Below are 17,355 nucleotides of genomic sequence, written 5' to 3'. Positions count from 1 at the left end.
GCGGTAATGGCATCGGTGACGGTGATGTCGGAAACCGGACGATGTTGATCTTCATTACCCCCCTCCACCCGAACGTACCTGTTGTGACCTGGCCAAATGGGGAGGGCTCGGGGCGTCGGGGGTGTCGATTTTGGTTGACGGTGGAGGGAAGTGGAGTAAAGTGGGGCCCACTGGTGGGGCTGGGAGGCCCGGCCGGCCGGGGGAGCGGCTCGCCGCGAACGAGCTGATCCCGTCTGCGTCATCGGGGGGTGGGGCCGATGTTTCTCGGCACGCATACCCCTCGCCTGGACGACAAGGGCCGGTTGATTCTTCCGGCGAAGTTCCGGGACGAGCTGGCGGGAGGTGTCGTGATCACTAAAGGGCAGGAGCGCTGTCTCTACGTGTTCCCGGTCGCCGAGTTCCAGCGATACGCCGCCGAGCAGTCGGCCCGTCCGATGAGTGACAAGGCGGCCCGGGCGTACACCCGGGTGCTGTTCTCCGGCGCTCACGACGAGGTCCCCGACAAGCAGGGCCGGGTCACCATTCCGCCGACGCTCCGAGCGTACGCGGGACTGGAGCGAGACCTGGTGGTGATCGGCGCGAGCACTCGTGTCGAGATCTGGGACAACGCCGCCTGGGAGGCGTACCTCGCCGAAAGCGAGGAATCCTTCTCGGACGTCGACACCGCCGGTGACGCCGGCCTGCCGACGGAGGCGGGGTGACGCCGGCCCGACGGTGAGCGCCAGGCGCCTGGAAGCGATGCCGCGAACATCGCAGCACCGGGCACGAAACCGGCGTACCGCGAGATCTCCAGCCGCTTGTCGGCTCCTGGCGCCACTTCCCCGGCGCCAGGCGTACTGCTCTCTCGAACCCCTTGGGAACGGGGAACAAGAGGTGCGAGAAGCGGATGGGGATCTGGCGGTACGCCGGGGTCAACGAGAGCAGAACAGCAGGGGGTCGAGATGCAGCAGCCGCGGGGCAAGCACGTGCCCGTCCTGCTTGAACGCTGCCTCGACCTGCTGGCTCCCGCGCTCACCGTCGACCGCGCCGAGCAAGCCGGCGGCCGGACGTATCACGTCGACGCGACCCTCGGCCTGGGCGGCCACGCCGAAGCCGTGCTCCAACGCCACCCCGAGACGGTCCTCATCGGGCTCGACCGGGACACCGAGGCTTTGGAGCACTCCCGGCGACGGCTGGCTCCCTTCGCCGATCGCATTCATCTGGTGCACGCCGTCTATGACGAGCTTCCGCGCGTACTGCGGGACCTCCGGATCAACCGGATCGACTCGATCCTGTTCGACCTGGGCGTCTCCTCGTTGCAGCTGGACGAGGCGGACCGGGGCTTCGCGTACGCGCAGGACGCCCCGCTCGACATGCGGATGGACCAGACCCGGGGCATGACGGCCGAGCAGGTGGTCAACACCTACGAAGCCGGTCAGCTGGCCCGGGTGCTGCGGGTCTACGGCGAGGAGAAGTTCGCGTCCCGGATCGCGGCGTCGATCCTCAAGGAACGGGCGAAAGGCCCGCTCACCAGCTCGGCGCGGTTGGCTGAACTGGTTCGCGACGCCATCCCGGCGGCCGCCCGGCGTACCGGGGGACATCCGGCGAAGCGAACCTTCCAGGCCTTGCGCATCGAGGTGAATCGGGAACTGGTGGTGCTGGAAGCGGCACTGCCGGCGGCCCTGGACGTTTTAACGCCTGGCGGCCGGATCGTGGTCATGTCCTACCACTCGCTGGAGGACCGGATCACCAAGCAAGCGTTCGCAGCGCGGGCGCGGTCCACCGGGCCGATCGACCTTCCGGTCGAACTACCCGGTACCGGACCGACCCTGCGGCTGCTGACCAGGGGGGCGGAGCTGCCCAGCGAGTCCGAGGTCGCGGAGAACCCGCGAGCCGCCTCGGTTCGCCTGCGGGCGGCAGAGAAGATCGGGGGCGAGGCATGAGCAACTCCAACGCGGCGCGTGCGCCGCGCGACGACGACCGTCGCTTCGACCGGGCTCGTGGGGGCGAGCTGCGGAGCGACGCGCGTACTGAGGCTCGTGGTGAGACGGGCCGGACCACGCCGGAGCGGCCGGAGCGGCCGAAGCTGCGGCTGGCGCCGCCGATGCCGGTGTCCGGCCCGCGGGTGCCGTTCGTCGTGATGATCGTGGTCCTGGTGATGGCCGGGGTCGTGGGCATCCTGGCGCTCAACCAGAAGATTAACGAGAACGCGTTCAAGCTCGACAAGCTGCGTGCGGAGCAGGCCAAGCTGGACCGGCAGGAGCAGGACCTCAACCAGCAGATCGCCGAGAAGGAGGCGCCGGGCAACCTGGCGGCTCAGGCTCGCAAGCTGGGCCTGGTCCCGGCGGGCGCGCCGGCCTTCATCCGGCTGCCGGACGGCCGCGTCGTCGGCGTACCGCAGCCGGCCAACGGCGAGCCGGCCATCACCAGCCAGGGGGGCTGATGCCGCAGCGGCGTGGCTCCGACGGACGGGGGTCGGACGGGCAGGGCTCCGGCGACCGTGGGCGTACCGGCAAGTCCGGTGCGCCCACCGGCCGTTCCTCCGGGCAGAGCTCCTCCGGGCAGAGCTCCTCCGGGCAGAGCTCCTCCGGGCAGGACTCGCCGGGGCGGAACCGGAGCGAACTGGGTCGCGCGCGCGCCTACACCCCCCGCGGCCGCACCGTACGCGAGCAGTCGTCGCTGCGCGTCGTGCCGCCGATCGAGCACGAAGAAGAGGAGTCGATCAGGGACTCCCGGACCCGACCCACCGGTGGATCACGACCGAAGGTTCATGATCGCGCGGACAGGCGGGGGAGCGAGCGGGCGAGCGGAGGCCGCGGAGCGGGCCGGGGAGCGAGCGGGCGCGGAGCGCCGGCGAAGCCGGGGCGGCCGAAGGCGGTCAAGGTGCCGAAGCCGCCGCGTCCGGCGAACCCCCAGCGACGGCTGCGGCTGGCGGCCGGTCTCGCGCTGCTGATGTTCGCGGCGGTCGGCGTACGCCTCGTCGAGTTGCAGTTCGAGGGCGCGCCCGCGGCGGCTGCCCAGGGTTTGCAGTCGCGCCTGGCGCACGACGTGCTCTACGCCTCGCGAGGCTCCATTTTGGACCGCAACGGCGCGATCATGGTGCACAGCGTCGAGGCCCGGATGGTGTACGCCGATCCGACCCAGGTCAAGGATCCGGCCGCGGCGGCGGCCCGGCTCGCGCCGCTGCTGGGCCGGCCGGTGTCGGAGTTGCTGCCGCTGCTGTCCCCGCACACTCAGCCGAACAGCACCGAGCAGCAGCGCTACGAGGTGCTGGCGCAGGGCGTGAAGATCGAGACCGGCGACGCCGTGCAGGGCCTGCGTCTCGACGGCGTCGAGGTGGAGCGCAGCGATCTGCGGGACGTGCTGAGCCAGGACGTCGCGGCCAACCTCATCGGCTTCACCAACGCCGACGGCGGCCTCGTCGGCCTGGAGGCGCGCTTCGACGACCTGCTCGCCGGGAAGAACGGGCTGCGTACCTATGAGATCGGCCGCAACGAGCTCGACACGGAGATTCCCGGCGGCTATCACAAGACGGTCGCCGCGCGGAACGGCTCGAGCTTGCAGCTGACCATCGACCGTGATCTCCAGTACGAGGTCCAGCGCATCCTCACCGCGAAGATGCAGCAGGTCAAGGCGACCTTCGGCAGCGCGACGGTGATCGACGTGAAGACCGGTGAGGTGGTGGCTCAGGCGAGCTGGCCGACCTACGACGCGGCGAACCCGCTGGCGAGCCGGCCGCAGGACCGGGGCGACGTCGCGAGCAACGAGCTGGTCGACCCAGGTTCGGTGCACAAGGCGATCGTGCTGGCGGGCGCGTTGGAGGAGGGCGTGATCACGCCGGACTCGACGGTGACGATCGCGCCGACGATCAAGGTCGCCGACAAGACCTATGAGGATACTCACCCGTTCCCGAGCGGTACGAAGATCACCATGCCGGGGCTGATGGCGTACTCGTCGAACGTGGGCACCATCAAGATCTCGCAGCAGCTGGGCGCGGAGAACCTGTACAAGTACCAGCGGCTGTTCGGGCTCGGGCAGCCCACCGGGATCTCCATCCCGGGCGAGGCCTCGGGCGTCGCCCGGCCGCCGTCGGAGTGGCAGGGGTCGGACTTCGGCTCGATCCCGATCGGCAACGGCGTCTCGGTGACCCCGTTGCAGATGACCGCGGCGTACGCGGCGATCGCGAACGACGGCGTCTATATCCAGCCGCACCTGGTCAGGAACATCATCAGCCCGGACGGCAAGGTGCAGGCGGCCGAGGCCGCGCCCAGCCACCGGGTGATCAGCGCCGAGCACGCCGCCCAGTTGCGGCAGATCATGGAGCCGGTGACGACGGCGCCGGGCGCGACCGCGCGCAGCGCCGCGATCGCCGGATACCGGGTCGCCGGCAAGACGGGCACCGGGCGCTATTACGCCACGAACGGGTACGGCAAGGGCGAGGTCGCTTCGTTCATCGGGATGGCCCCGGCCGAGTCGCCGCGCTACGTGATCGGCGTGTTCGCGTACACCCCGGGCGGCAACGGCGGCGTGGTCTGCGGACCGGCGTTCCGGGACATGATGTCGTTCGCGCTCAAGCACTTCGGCGTCGCCCCGAGCGGCGAGAAGCCCCCGACCTTCGTGGCCACCCGCTGACCTCCGGTAGGGTGCTCAAGCGTGCCTGTCAGTCTCCGACCCGCGTCCGGCGAGCCCGTGGCGCTGGCCACCCTGGGCGCCCTGCTCGCGGTCCCGACGCCCGAGCCCGGACCGCTGGTGAGCGGGGTGACGCACGCGAGCGACGAGGTGCTTCCGGGTGATCTCTACGCCGCGCTGCCGGGTTCGAGGCGGCACGGCGCCGAGTTCATCGGCCAAGCCGCGGAGGCGGGAGCGGTCGCCGTCCTGACCGATCCGGCCGGGGCCGTGGCGGCCACGGAAGCCGGGCTGCCCGCGCTGATCGTCGACGATCCCCGGGCCGTCCTCGGGCTGGTCGCCGACCGGGTCTACGGCGAACCCAGCCGTGACCTCGTGCTCATCGGCATCACCGGCACCGCCGGGAAGACGTCGACGGCGTACCTGATCGAGGCGGGGCTGCGGGCCGGCGGGCACGTCACCGGCATCATCGGCACCGTCGAGACCCGGCTCGGCGACCTGCGGGTCGTCAGCAAGCGCACCACCCCCGAGGCGACCGACCTGCACGCGCTGCTCGCGGTTGCTCGGGAGAGTGGGGTCACGGCCGTGGTCATGGAGGTCTCCAGTCACGCGCTCGCCCTCGGCCGGGTCGGCGGCGTCCGGTTCGCGGTGGCGGGCTGGACCAACTTCGGGCTCGACCATCTCGACTTCCACGCCAGCACCGAGGAGTACTTCGCCGCCAAGGCATCGCTCTTCGACGGCCGGGCGCGAGCCGAGGTGCTCAACCTCGACGACCCCGCGCTCACCGCGCTGATCAAGCCCACGACGATCACTTACTCCGCGTCGGGCGACACCAGTGCCATCTGGTACGCACAAGGCATATCCGGCGGATACGACCAGAAGTTCACGGCGTACGGGCCGGGGAGTGTGTCGGTGCGCGCCGGGGTCGCCTTGGCCGGCCGCCACAACGTGGCCAACGCGCTGCTCGCCCTGGCCAGCCTGACCGCCGTCGGAGTGGATCCGCAGACGGCCGCCGACGGCGTGGCCGCCTGCCCGGGCGTACCGGGACGGCTGGAGCGCGTGCCGAGTCCGGCGAACGCCCGGCTGGACGTCGTCGGGGTGGTCGACTACGCGCACAAGCCCGACGCGATCGTGGCCGCGCTGAAGGCGCTGCGCGAACTGGCGGACTACCGGAACGGGCGGCTCATCTGCGTCATCGGCGCGGGCGGCGACCGCGACCGGGGCAAGCGCCCGATCATGGGTAAGGCCGCGGCCGACGGCGCCGATCTGCTCATCGTCACCGACGACAACCCGCGTACCGAGGACCCGGCGCAGATCCGCGCCGAGGTCATCGTGGGCGTGCCCGATCCGGCTGAGGTCGTCGAGATCGCGGGGCGGCGTACGGCGATCGACGAAGCGGTCCGGCGAGCCCGTCCGGGCGACGTGATCGCCGTGCTCGGCAAGGGCCACGAGACCGGTCAGGAGGTCGGCGGCGAGGTGCTGCCGTTCGACGACCGGGTCGAACTGGCCGACGCGCTTACCGCGGCCGCCTTGGCGGATCGCGGGAACTCGGCTCGCGGGAACGAGGAACCGGCATGATCCAGATGACCCTGGCCGAGATCGCCGCGGCGGTCGGCGGCACGCTCAGCGAGGCCGACCCGGAGACCACGGTGACCGGCCCGGTCGAGTACGACACCCGCCGCGACCTGACCGGCGGCCTGTTCGTCGCGTTCCCGGGAGCCAACGTCGACGGCCACGACTTCGCCGCCCGCGCGGTGGCCGACGGAGCCGCCGCCGTGCTGGGTACGCGGGCCGTCCCGGGTGTGCCGATGGTGCTGGTCGACGACGCGCTGAGCGCGATCGGCCGGCTGGCCCGCGCGGTGCTCGACCGGCTGCCGCAGCTGACCGTCATCGGCATCACCGGCTCGTCGGGCAAGACGAGCACCAAGGACATGATCGGCCAGCTGCTGTCGCGGCTCGGCCCGACGGTCGCCCCGCCGGGCACGTTCAACAACGAACTGGGCCTGCCGCACACCGCGCTCATGGCCGACGAACAGACCCGGTTCCTCGTTCTGGAGATGGGTGCGCGGGGCGCCGGTCACCTGACCTACCTGTGCGGCATCGCCCCGCCCAAGATCGGCGTCGTGATCAACGTCGGCGTCGCGCACATCGGCGAGTTCGGGTCGCAGGAGAAGATCGCCGAGGCCAAAGGCGAACTCGTCGAGGCGTTGCCAGCCGACGGCGTGGCGATCCTCAACGCCGACGACCCGTTGGTGGCGGCGATGGCGTCCCGCACCCGCGCTCAGGTCGTCGCGGTGGGCACCTCAGCCGAATCATCTGTACGCGCCGACGACGTCACCCTCGACGGGCTCGGGCGTCCGGCGTACAAGCTGGTCTGGCCGGAAGGCGAGACGGCCGTGACCCTGACCGTGGCCGGCGCCCACCAGGTGGGCAACTCGCTGGCCGCGGCGGCCGTGGCGCGAGCGGCCGGGATGACCGTGACCGAGTGTGGCGAAGGGCTGTCCACGTTGCGCGCGGTCTCCAGCCGAAGGATGGATGTCTTCAACCGTGCCGACGATGTCACGGTGATCGACGATTCGTACAACGCCAATCCGGCCTCGACCGCCGCCGCGCTGCGCGCGCTGGCCGCCCTGGGCAGCGCCCCGGACGGACCGGCTCGCCGCACGGTGGCGGTGCTGGGTTATCACGCCGAACTGGGCGAGCACGAGCGGTCCGGGCACGAGGAAGTGGGCCGGATCGCCGCCGAGTCGGGCGTGAGCCTGCTGGTCGTGGTGGGCGACAACGCCGCGCCGATTCGCGACGGAGCGACGGCAGTGGCGCGATGGGGAGGAGACTCGGTGCTGGTCAGCGATCAGGACGCGGCCGTCGCGCTGCTCGGGGAGCGACTGCGCCCCGGCGACGTCGTGCTGGTGAAGGGCTCGCGCTATCGGACCTGGCAGGTCGTCGACGCGCTGCGCGCCACCGCGGAGGCCGTTGCATGAGCGACCGGAGGTCGATCATCGTCAAGCTCAGTCCTGCTCATGCCGGCGCCGGCCGTAGGACGGTGACGGCATGAGGGCGGTCTTTGTCGCGATCGTCGTGGCGTTCGCGGTGTCTCTGTTCGGTACGCCGCTGGCGATCCGCGCGTTCACCCGGCTGAAGGCGGGTCAGCCGATCCGTGCCGACGGCCCGCAGATGCACCAGGGCAAGAAGGGCACCCCGACGATGGGCGGGGTCGTCTTCATCGTCTCCACCGTCATCGCCTACGTCGCCGGGCACGTCGCCTTGGTGACGCTGCCCAAGGCGCAGATCGGCCAGGTGCGGCCGACGATCACCGGCCTGGTCCTGCTCGGCCTGTTCGTGTTCTGCGGCGCGGTCGGGTTCATCGACGACTTCCTCAAGGTCCGCAAGCGCAACAGCGAGGGCCTCACGGAGCGGGGCAAGCTGCTCGGCCAACTGATCGTGGGCGCGGTCTTCGGCGTCATCGCGATCTGGCCGATCGACGCGTTCAAGAGCACCAACCAGCAGACGGTCGCCTCGACCAAGCTCTCGTTCATCCGGGACATCGACTGGATGGAGCTGGGGCGCATCGGCGCCATCGTCGTCTTCGTCCTGGTCATCATCGCGGCCAGCAACGGCGTCAACCTGACCGACGGGCTCGACGGGCTCGCCACGGGCGCCTCGTTCATGGTGCTGTCGGCGTACTCGTTCATCGGGTTCTGGCAGTACCGGCACTGGTGCGCCGACCCGGCGTACAACACCTCCAAGGCGACCTACTGCTACGTGGTCCGAGATCCGCTGGAGATCGCGATGATCGGGGCGGCCGCCGCGGCGGCGTGCGTCGGCTTCCTCTGGTGGAACGCGTACCCGGCCCGGATCTTCATGGGCGACACCGGCGCGCTGGGCCTCGGCGGCCTGATCGGCGGCCTGGCCGTCTCCACCCGGACGACGCTGCTGCTGCCGATCCTCGGCGCGCTGTTCGTCATCGTCACGATGAGCGTCATCATCCAGCGGATCTCCTACAAGACCACCGGTAAACGGGTCTTCCGCATGTCACCCCTCCAACACCATTTCGAATTAGTGGGCTGGAGCGAGGTCAACATCGTGATCCGGTTCTGGATCATCGCCGGGGTCGGGGTGGCGGTCGCCCTGGGCATCTTCTACGCCGACTTCCTGAGCGCGGTCAGCTGATGACCTCGTACGACGGTCGTGCCGTGCTGGTCGTCGGCTCCGGCACGGCCGGCGCGGCCAGCGCCCGGGCGCTGGCGAAGCACGGCGCCCGGGTCACCGTCGTCGATCAGAAGCAGACCGACGCGCTGACCGCCCTCGGGGACCTCGGGGCGCGGATCGTCGTCTCCGCAGGCTCGGGGGATTTGGGGCTTCTGTCCGGTATCTCGGACGTGGTGGTGTCGCCGGGCGTACCGCCGTATCACCCGCTGGCCGCTGCGGCGGTCGCCGCCGGGATCGACGTCTACTCCGAGCCCGAACTGGCCTGGCGGCTGCGAGGGCCGGACGCGCCCGCCTGGCTCGCCTTGACCGGCACCAACGGCAAGACGACCACGGTCACCATGCTGACCGCGATCCTGCGGGCCGCCGGGCACCGGACCGGCGCGTTCGGCAACATCGGCGTACCGCTGGTGGAGCTGCCGGATGGGCTCGACGTCCTCGCCGTCGAACTGTCCAGCTTCCAGCTGCACTGGTCGTCCCAGCTCGCACCGGAGGCGGGGGCGATCCTCAACCTCGCCGACGACCACCTCGAATGGCACGGCGACTTCGCGGCGTACGCGGGCGCGAAGGAAGCGATCTGGCGGTCGGCCCGGGCCGGGACCGGGGTCGCCGTGGGCAATGCCGACGACCCGCGCGTCTTCGCCGCCCTGAACCGGGCGGGCGGGCCGTCGCCGGTCTCGTTCACGCTGGGCGCCCCGTCGGCATCCTCCTTCGGCGTGGCCGACGGCTGGCTGACCACTCCGGACGGGCAGCCGATCATCGAGGCCGCCCGGATCAAGCCGGCCGGTACGCACAACGTGGCCAACGCGCTCGCCGCCGCCGCGCTCGCGGTCGCGTACGGGGTGCCGGTCGAGGCCATCCGCGACGGGCTCGCCGGTTACGTGCCCGAGCCGCACCGGAACGCGTACGTGACGACCGTGGCGGGGGTGGACTATGTGGACGACAGCAAGGCCACCAACCCGCACGCGGCGCTGGCTTCGCTGACCGCGTACCCGCGGATCGTGTGGGTCGCGGGCGGGCAGTTGAAGGGCGTCGACGTGGACGAGTTGGTCCGCGCGGTCGCCGATCGGCTGGCTGGCGCGGTGTTGCTCGGCGTCGACCGGGAGGAGATCGCGACAGCGTTGGCGCGACACGCGCCCGCGCTCCCCGTCGTCCAGGTCGCCAGGACGGATGATGGAGCGATGGGGGAGGTCGTCGCCGCCGCCGCGCGGCTCGCGCAACCGGGTGACACCGTGCTGCTCGCGCCGGCCGCCGCCAGCAAGGACATGTTCCACGGCTACGACCACCGAGGTTCGGCGTACGCCGCCGCCGTCCGGGCGCTGACCGGCGGGCAGGGCGGCTGAGGGGCGGGCATGACGCAGGGGACCGGCACACCCGATCCGCCCCCGGCCGGGTCCGCTCGAGCCGAGCGTGAGGACGTGAGCCGGCCGCATGTGGCAGCCGGGTCCGCTCGAGCCGAGCGTGAGGACGTGAGCCGGCCGCATGTGACAGCCGGGTCCGCTCGAGCCGAGGATTCTGCTTCGCGGCCGGCGCGACCGGCGTTCGATCCGCAGCGCACCGTGGTGGCCTTCGTGTCCGCGCTGCGCGGCCTGCTGGACCGCCCGCTCGCCTCGTACTACCTCCTGCTGGCCTGTGTCGGGCTGCTGCTGATCATCGGCCTGACGATGGTCTTCTCGGCGACCGCCGTCACGAACTACAGCAAGGGCCTCAGCCCGTACGGCTCGCTGATCCAGCAGCTCGCCGCGGCGGCGGTGGGCCTGGTCGCGTTCTGGGTCTGCCAGCGGCTGCCCCGGCGTACCTACCGGGCGGTCGCGCGGCTCATGCTGATGTTCGCCATCGCGCTGCTGGGCCTGCTGGACCTGATCAACCTCATCGCGTCGCTGCGGAACCAGTCCACGGCCCAGTGGGGTCCGGTCGAGGCGAGCGGCCTGTGGCTGTCCATCGGCTCGGTCGTCCTTCAGCCCTCGGAGCTGGCGAAGTTCGCGCTGGTGGTGTGGGGCGCCGACGTGCTGGTCCGCAAGGGCGACCGCATCCTGCAATGGCGGGAGCTGTGGACGCCGCTCTTCCCGGCGGTCGGCCTGCTCTTCGTCCTCGTCGGGTACGCCGACCTCGGCACCATGCTCGTGCTGCTGGCGATCTTCGTCGGCATGCTCTTCGTCGCCGGCGTACGCGGCCGGGTGTTCGCCGGGATGCTGGGCGTGGCCCTGCTCGGCATCCTCCTGCTCGTCTTCGCCCCGGGCAAGGACTACCGGAAGGACCGGTTCACCGCCTTCCTCGATCCGACGAGCACCAACTGCACCGACAACTGTTTCCAGATCAAGCAGGGCTGGTACGCCATCGCCGACGGCAGCTGGTTCGGCGTCGGCCTCGGCAACGGCTCGCTGAAGTGGAACTGGCTGCCTGAGGCGCACAACGACTTCATCTTCGCCGTGATCGCGGAGGAACTCGGGGTCGTCGGCTGCCTGATGGTGGTCACGTTGTTCGCCGTGCTCGCGTACACCGGGCTGCGGATCGCCCGCCGGGTGCCGGACGCGTTCCGGCGGATCGCGGCGGCCGCCGTCACGATCTGGTTCATCAGCCAGGCATTGATCAACATCGGCGGCGTGATCCGGTTGCTGCCGGTCACCGGCCTGGTGCTGCCGTTCATCTCACACGGCGGCAGTGCGCTGGTGGTCTCCCTCGCCGCGGTCGGCATGCTGGCCTCGTTCGCACGTACGGAGCCGGCGGCGGCGGCGGCCCTGCACGCCCGTCCGAGCGGGAAGTGGGTACAGCTACTCTGGGCCCCGTTGCCCGCGATCGCCCGGCGGCACCGGCCACCGGACGCCGCCACGCCATCGGCGCCCACCCCCCGGGCGCCCTCCCGCGCCGAGGCGGGAGCCGGAAAAGGACGGCGAGGCGGCCGCGGGCCGGCCGAGGACTGAGGAGGACAGCGGTGAGTCAGTTGCGTTCGGTGGTGCTGGCCGGTGGAGGCACAGGCGGTCACATCTACCCGCTGCTCGCCTTCGCCGACTGCCTGCGGCGGCACGACCCGGGGATCCGGATCACCTGCCTGGGCACCCCGAAGGGGCTGGAAACCGAGCTGATCCCGCCGGCCGGTTACGACCTGCGGCACATCCCGGCCTATCAGCTGCCGCGGTCGATCAACATGAACCTGCTGCGTACGCCGGACCGCATGTTCCGCTCGTCGCGGGCGGCGCGGGCGGTGCTGGACGAGGTCGACGCGCAGGTCGTCGTGGGCTTCGGCGGCTACGTCAGCGTCCCGGCGTACCTGGCGGCCTGGCGGCGGCACACGCCGATCGTCATCCACGAGGTGAACGTCCCGCCGGGTGTGGCGAACAAGCTGGGCATGCGGTTCACGGAGAACGTCGCGGTCGGCTTCCCGCACCAGGTGGCCCAGGCGGAGTCGCTGCAGGACGCGACCGTCGTCGGCGTACCGCTGCGCCGCTCGATCACCACGCTGGACCGCGCGGCCACGCAGGCCGCCGCCCGCAAGCACTTCGGCCTCGACCTCGACCGGCCGACCCTGTTCGTCTTCGGCGCCTCGCAGGGCGCGCGCTCGATCAACCTGGCGATGGCCGGAGCCGCCCGCGCGATCACCAACGCCGGCATCCAGGTGCTGCACGTCATCGGGGCGCGCAACGACGACGTCGAGATTCCGGCCGGGCTGGCGGCGCCCTACGTCACCGTCAAGTTCATCAACGAGATGGAACTCGGGTACGCCGCCGCCGACTTCGTGCTGTGCCGAGGCGGGGCGCTGACCTGCGCCGAGACCGCCGCGCTCGGGGTGCCGGCCGCGTACGTCCCGCTGCCCTACGGCAACGGCGAGCAGCGGCGCAACGCGCTGCCGGTCGTCGAGGCCGGTGGCGGCCTGATCGTCGACGACGCCGAGTTGAGTCCAGAGTGGATCGCGCGGACGCTCGTCCCGCTGGTCACCGATCGCCACCGGGTGGCGGCGATGGGGGCGGCCGCGGCGGCGTACGGGCGGCGCGACGGCGACGAGGCCCTGCGGGAGTTCGTCCTGAAGGCGGCGGGAGTGAGGGGCTGATGGCAGCAGTGGAGACCGCGAACATGACCCCGGCCGGTGTGCTCACGGCCGAGGAGCTCGGCACCGTGCACATGATCGGGGTCGGCGGCGTCGGGATGAGCGGCCTCGCGCGGCTGCTGCTGACCCGGGGCATCCCGGTGACCGGCAGCGAGCTGCGCGAGTGGCCCTCGCTGGCCGGCCTGCGGGCGCTCGGCGGCGTCATCCACATGACGCACGAGGCGTCCAACTTGGACGGTGTGGACACCGTCGTCTACTCGACGGCCATCCCGGCCGACCATCTGGAGCTGGTCGAGGCCCGCAAGCGCGGGCTGCGCGTACTGCACCGGTCGGAGGCGCTGGCCGCGGCGATGACCGGGCGGCGCACCATCGCCGTCGCGGGCACCCACGGCAAGACCACCACGACCTCGATGGCGACGCTGATCCTCCAGCACGCGGGGCTCGACCCGTCGTTCTTCATCGGCGGCGAGGTCGGCGAGGTCGGCTCCAACGGCCACCACGGCTCGGGCGAGTACTTCGTCGCCGAGGCCGACGAGCACGACCGGTCGTTCCTGGTCTACCGGCCGCACGTCGCCATCGTCACCAACATCGACGTCGACCACCTCAACACCTACGGCGACATGGACGGGCTGCGGGCCGGCTTCGCCGAGTTCGCGCGGCTGACCGACGCCGACGGGTTCGTGGTCACCTGCGCCGACGACCCGTACACCCGGGACATGGCCGAGGTGCTGCGCGGCGAGGGCCGGACCGTCTACACCTACGGCGAGGCCGAGGACGCGGACTTCCGGCTGACCGAGATCGCCTCCGGCGTCGCGGGCGTGCGCTACTTCGGCTCCCTCGACGGCGAACCGCTGGGCGAGTTCTCGCTGCCGACGCCCGGCCGCCATCTCGGCCTCAACAGCGCGGCCGCGGCGCTCACCGCGCTCAAGCTCGGGGTGCCCGCCAAGACGGTCGTCGACGCGCTCGCGGCCTTCCCGGGCGTACGCCGCCGGTTCGAGCTCAAGGGCATCGTCAGCGGCGTACGCGTCTACGACGAGTACGCGTACCACCCGACCTCCATGACCGCCGCGCTGAGCACCTTGCGCGAGGTCGCCGGGGCAGGGCGGTTGCTCGTGGTGTTCCAGCCGTACCGGGTCTACCGCACCCGCGACCTCCAGGAGGAGATCGCCACCGCGCTGGCCATCGCCGACGAGGCGATCGTGCTGGAGGTGTTCGGCCCCGGCGAGGTACGCGAGCCGGGCCAAGGGGGAGTGGCGCTGACCGGGGCGATCCCGTTGGCGGACGAGGCGAAGGTCTTCGTTCCGTCGTGGGAGGACGTTCCGGCCGAGGTGGTCCGCCGGGCCCGGGTCGGCGACGTCGTGGTCACCATGGGCGCGCCGCCGATCTCGCTGATGGGCGACGAGCTGATCGCCGCGTTGCGGGGCGACTCCGACGACGGGTCGCTCGACGGCGACGGCGAGGGTGGCGGCGGTGGCGGTACGCCCTACCAGGCGCGCCATTCGCGCGCCGACGTCTGACGGACGGATGGGGGACTGACGGGGGATGTCGCAGACGCCGGACGGGCCACGCCGCTGGCGGCTGGTCCGGGCTTCCCGGGACGCGGTGCCGGCCTCGGTACGCCGATTCATGGCCCGTGCCCGGCGTCGCCGGTTGCGGGCGGCCGCGCCGTGGGGGATCGGCGGGCTGATCCTGGTGCTGGGCGGGGCCTTGGTCTGGCTGGCGTTGCAGACCTCGGTGCTCGGCGTGGACCTGATCCGGGTCACCGGGGTGCAGATCCTGACGCCGGACGAGGTACGCGCCGCCGCCGAGGTGCCGACGGGCACGCCGCTGGCGCGGGTGGACACGAAGTCGGTGGCCCGCCGGATCGGGAAGCTGGCTCCGGTCGAGTCCGTCGACATCGGCCGCAGCTGGCCCAACACCCTGACCATCCGGGTGGTGGAGCGTACGCCGGTCGCCGTGGTGCCGCAGGATAAGAAGTTCGCGATGGTCGACCGGTCCGGCGTCGTGTTTCTCACAGTGGACGACCGCCCCGGTGATCTGCCCGAGCTGAAGCTGGCTCGGCCCGGACCGGACAGCCCGGAGACCGTCGCCGGGTTGCAAGTGCTGGCGGTCCTGACGCCGCAACTGAAGGCGGAATTGGTGCGAGTAGTCGTGGACGCGCCCGCGCGCATCCGCCTGGAGCTGCGCAAAGGCCGTACCGTCATATGGGGCGACGCGACTCAGGGCGAACTGAAGGCGCGCGTCGCGACCGCTCTGCTGACCCGCTCGGGTACGCAGATCGACGTGAGCGCGCCCGAGGTGGTGACGATCTCCTAGCCCCGTCGGGGAGACAGTCCATAATGGAGCGCTTCCGACACGCCGTACCGGGTCCTTGGATCGCGGCGCGCGGACGCCTACTTTTTCGTCAGAGCCACATAGTTGACAAAACTCTAAGGCTCAACTAGAGGGTGAGGGTTTGCCGGGGAACCTCCCGGGTGAGCCGCCGGAAGCGCGGTCGGACCTCGCCCTCGCCGCACAGCAGGACCAGCACCACCGCCTTCGGGGAAACGGCCGGACCCGGGGCGATCCGACCTCGAAAGGAAGGCCCGATGACACCTCCGCATAACTACCTCGCGGTCATCAAGGTCGTCGGCATCGGCGGCGGCGGTGTCAACGCCGTCAACCGAATGATCGAGGTGGGACTCAAGGGCGTCGAGTTCATCGCGATCAACACCGACGCGCAGGCGCTGCTGATGAGCGACGCCGACGTCAAGCTCGACGTAGGCCGGGAACTGACCCGCGGCCTCGGCGCCGGGGCCAACCCCGAAGTCGGCAAGAACGCCGCCGAGGACCACCGGGACGAGATCGAGGAGGTCCTCAAGGGGGCCGACATGGTCTTCGTGACGTGTGGCGAGGGCGGCGGCACCGGCACCGGCGGCGCGCCCGTGGTCGCCAACATCGCCCGCAAGCTCGGCGCGCTCACCATCGGCGTGGTCACCCGGCCGTTCTCGTTCGAGGGCAAGCGCCGTCAGGTGCAGGCCGAGTCGGGCATCGAGGAGCTGCGCAACCAGTGCGACACGCTCATCGTGATCCCGAACGACCGGCTGCTGGCCCTCGGCGACCGCGGCATCACCATGATGGACGCGTTCCGCCAGGCCGACCAGGTCCTGCTGTCCGGTGTCCAGGGCATCACGGACCTGATCACCACGCCGGGTCTGATCAATCTGGACTTCGCCGACGTCAAGTCGGTCATGAGCGGGGCCGGCAGCGCGCTCATGGGCATCGGCAGCGCGCGCGGCGACAACCGGGCGGTCGAGGCGGCCGAGCGGGCCATCTCCAGCCCCCTGCTGGAGCAGAGCATGGACGGCGCGCGCGGCGTGCTGCTGTCCATCGCGGGCGGCTCCGACCTCGGCCTGTTCGAGATCAACGACGCGGCCCAGCTCGTCACGGACGCGGCGCATCCGGAGGCGAACATCATCTTCGGCGCGGTCATCGACGACGCGCTCGGCGACGAGGTCCGGGTGACCGTGATCGCGGCCGGGTTCGACGGCGGTACGCCGACCTACAAGCCGGCTGAGCTGAAGCGGCCGGTCCCGGTCACCGAGACGGTCATCCGCAACCCGGTGCCGACCACCGAACCGCCGCGGCAGCCGCAGCGCAAGGTTCTCTTCGACGACGTCGACGTGCCGGACTTCCTGAAAAATGGGTCCTGACCCCGAGGTCCGGCGGTCGGAGATAGCGGCCAATCTGGCGGCGGTGCGCGAGCGCATCGCCGCCGCTTGCGCTGCCGCTGGGCGTACGCCGGACGAGATCACCCTCGTCGCCGTCACGAAGACCTATCCCGCGTCAGATGTGGTGCACCTGGCCGCGCTCGGCGTACGCGAGGTGGGGGAGAACCGGGATCAGGAAGCGGCCGCAAAGGCGGCTGAGGTCCGGGCGGCCGGCGCCGACGTGCATTGGCACTTCGTGGGCCAGCTTCAGCGGAACAAGGCCCGGTCGGTCGCGTCCTACGCGGACCTCGTCCATTCGGTGGACCGCCCGGCGTTGGCGGCCGCCTTGGCCGAGGCCGCGGCCAAGGTCCGCGACCGTCCGCTGGACGTCTTGATCCAGGTGAACCTGGATCCCGGCGCTCCCGAACTGTCGGATCCGCTACACCGGGGCGGCGTGTCCCCGGCGTCGGTGGCTGCATTGGCCGAGCTGATCGGTAAAGATGAGGCGTTGCGACTGCGGGGCGTGATGGCGGTGGCACCGGTGGACGACGCCGGAGCCGCGTTCGCACGGCTGGCCTTGGTCGCGACAGGACTTCGGGCCGACCATCCGAACGCGACGGTCGTCTCGGCCGGGATGAGCGGTGACCTGGAAGAGGCGATCGCGCACGGCGCGACACACGTACGCGTCGGCACCGCGTTGCTCGGAAAGCGTGCGCTGCTCGGGTAGCCTGACGGCGGGCGAAACTACATCCGTGTGGTTTGCCCGACCGGCACCCGCGGCGGGCGGAGGCCGCAGGGGCGACGCGCCGCGAA

The 17,355-nt window shown here is 71.2% G+C and carries 13 protein-coding genes and 1 pseudogene; all 14 read left to right on the top strand.

What is annotated here, in order from left to right; translation table 11 throughout:
• Positions 1-257: 257 nt before the first annotated feature.
• Positions 258-701 (top strand): division/cell wall cluster transcriptional repressor MraZ, encoded by a 444-nt coding sequence (mraZ, locus tag AB0M47_RS20535; RefSeq protein WP_363415857.1) that lies wholly within the window; start codon positions 258-260, stop codon positions 699-701.
• A gap of 240 nt (positions 702-941) precedes the next feature.
• Positions 942-1,907, top strand: a pseudogene (gene rsmH / locus AB0M47_RS20530) (16S rRNA (cytosine(1402)-N(4))-methyltransferase RsmH); the annotation flags it as partial.
• Positions 1,908-1,918: 11 nt separating this feature from the next.
• A complete protein-coding gene (locus AB0M47_RS20525; RefSeq protein ID WP_363415855.1) occupies positions 1,919-2,422 on the top strand; it encodes a hypothetical protein in 504 nt (167 codons plus the stop codon).
• 440 nt (positions 2,423-2,862) lie between these two features.
• Complete coding sequence (locus AB0M47_RS20520; protein WP_363415852.1) at positions 2,863-4,611, top strand: penicillin-binding protein 2; 1,749 nt, start codon at positions 2,863-2,865, stop codon at positions 4,609-4,611.
• A 57-nt stretch (positions 4,612-4,668) separates the two neighbouring features.
• Positions 4,669-6,183 (top strand): UDP-N-acetylmuramoyl-L-alanyl-D-glutamate--2,6-diaminopimelate ligase, encoded by a 1,515-nt coding sequence (locus AB0M47_RS20515; protein ID WP_363415892.1) that lies wholly within the window; start codon positions 4,669-4,671, stop codon positions 6,181-6,183.
• Entirely contained in the window at positions 6,180-7,586 is a 1,407-nt protein-coding gene (gene murF, locus AB0M47_RS20510) for a UDP-N-acetylmuramoyl-tripeptide--D-alanyl-D-alanine ligase (RefSeq protein ID WP_363415849.1), read from the top strand. Before AB0M47_RS20515 ends, murF begins: the two co-directional genes overlap by 4 nt.
• 70 nt (positions 7,587-7,656) lie before the next feature.
• On the top strand, positions 7,657-8,775 hold the full coding sequence (mraY, locus tag AB0M47_RS20505; RefSeq protein WP_363415846.1) for a phospho-N-acetylmuramoyl-pentapeptide-transferase: 1,119 nt from the start codon (positions 7,657-7,659) through the stop codon (positions 8,773-8,775).
• Positions 8,775-10,154: a UDP-N-acetylmuramoyl-L-alanine--D-glutamate ligase gene (murD, locus tag AB0M47_RS20500; RefSeq protein WP_363415843.1), complete on the top strand. Its 1,380-nt coding sequence runs from the start codon at positions 8,775-8,777 to the stop codon at positions 10,152-10,154. The genes mraY and murD overlap by 1 nt, the downstream gene beginning before the upstream one ends.
• Positions 10,155-10,382: 228 nt before the next feature.
• Positions 10,383-11,732 (top strand): putative peptidoglycan glycosyltransferase FtsW, encoded by a 1,350-nt coding sequence (locus tag AB0M47_RS20495; RefSeq protein ID WP_363415840.1) that lies wholly within the window; start codon positions 10,383-10,385, stop codon positions 11,730-11,732.
• A gap of 11 nt (positions 11,733-11,743) precedes the next feature.
• Positions 11,744-12,856 carry an undecaprenyldiphospho-muramoylpentapeptide beta-N-acetylglucosaminyltransferase gene (gene murG, locus AB0M47_RS20490; RefSeq protein WP_363415837.1) on the top strand — a complete coding sequence of 371 codons (1,113 nt, stop codon included), beginning with the start codon at positions 11,744-11,746 and terminating at the stop codon, positions 12,854-12,856.
• Positions 12,856-14,370 (top strand): UDP-N-acetylmuramate--L-alanine ligase, encoded by a 1,515-nt coding sequence (murC, locus tag AB0M47_RS20485; RefSeq protein ID WP_363415834.1) that lies wholly within the window; start codon positions 12,856-12,858, stop codon positions 14,368-14,370. Before murG ends, murC begins: the two co-directional genes overlap by 1 nt.
• Positions 14,371-14,395: 25 nt before the next feature.
• Positions 14,396-15,169: an FtsQ-type POTRA domain-containing protein gene (locus tag AB0M47_RS20480; RefSeq protein WP_363415831.1), complete on the top strand. Its 774-nt coding sequence runs from the start codon at positions 14,396-14,398 to the stop codon at positions 15,167-15,169.
• A gap of 272 nt (positions 15,170-15,441) precedes the next feature.
• The gene (gene ftsZ / locus AB0M47_RS20475; RefSeq protein WP_253761585.1) at positions 15,442-16,545 is read left to right on the top strand and encodes a cell division protein FtsZ; all 1,104 of its coding nucleotides are present in this window, start codon (positions 15,442-15,444) and stop codon (positions 16,543-16,545) included.
• Positions 16,535-17,269 (top strand): YggS family pyridoxal phosphate-dependent enzyme, encoded by a 735-nt coding sequence (locus AB0M47_RS20470; RefSeq protein WP_363415828.1) that lies wholly within the window; start codon positions 16,535-16,537, stop codon positions 17,267-17,269. Before ftsZ ends, AB0M47_RS20470 begins: the two co-directional genes overlap by 11 nt.
• Positions 17,270-17,355: the final 86 nt, after the last annotated feature.

It is taken from the genome of Hamadaea sp. NPDC051192 (assembly GCF_040682475.1).
Classification (GTDB): Bacteria; Actinomycetota; Actinomycetes; order Mycobacteriales; family Micromonosporaceae; genus Hamadaea; species Hamadaea flava.
Note: the sequence above shows the minus strand (reverse complement) of the source record. Positions and strands in the feature narration are given on the sequence as shown.

Excerpts from the sequence above, each read along its gene's own strand:
- murF (WP_363415849.1), top strand. The coding sequence starts at position 6,180 with ATGATCCAGATGACCCTGGCCGAGATCGCCGCGGCGGTCGGCGGCACG.
- AB0M47_RS20525 (WP_363415855.1), top strand. The coding sequence starts at position 1,919 with ATGAGCAACTCCAACGCGGCGCGTGCGCCGCGCGACGACGACCGTCGC.
- mraY (WP_363415846.1), top strand. The coding sequence starts at position 7,657 with ATGAGGGCGGTCTTTGTCGCGATCGTCGTGGCGTTCGCGGTGTCTCTG.
- ftsZ (WP_253761585.1), top strand. The coding sequence starts at position 15,442 with ATGACACCTCCGCATAACTACCTCGCGGTCATCAAGGTCGTCGGCATC.
- AB0M47_RS20470 (WP_363415828.1), top strand. The coding sequence starts at position 16,535 with ATGGGTCCTGACCCCGAGGTCCGGCGGTCGGAGATAGCGGCCAATCTG.
- mraZ (WP_363415857.1), top strand. The coding sequence starts at position 258 with ATGTTTCTCGGCACGCATACCCCTCGCCTGGACGACAAGGGCCGGTTG.
- murD (WP_363415843.1), top strand. The coding sequence starts at position 8,775 with ATGACCTCGTACGACGGTCGTGCCGTGCTGGTCGTCGGCTCCGGCACG.
- murC (WP_363415834.1), top strand. The coding sequence starts at position 12,856 with ATGGCAGCAGTGGAGACCGCGAACATGACCCCGGCCGGTGTGCTCACG.
- AB0M47_RS20480 (WP_363415831.1), top strand. The coding sequence starts at position 14,396 with ATGTCGCAGACGCCGGACGGGCCACGCCGCTGGCGGCTGGTCCGGGCT.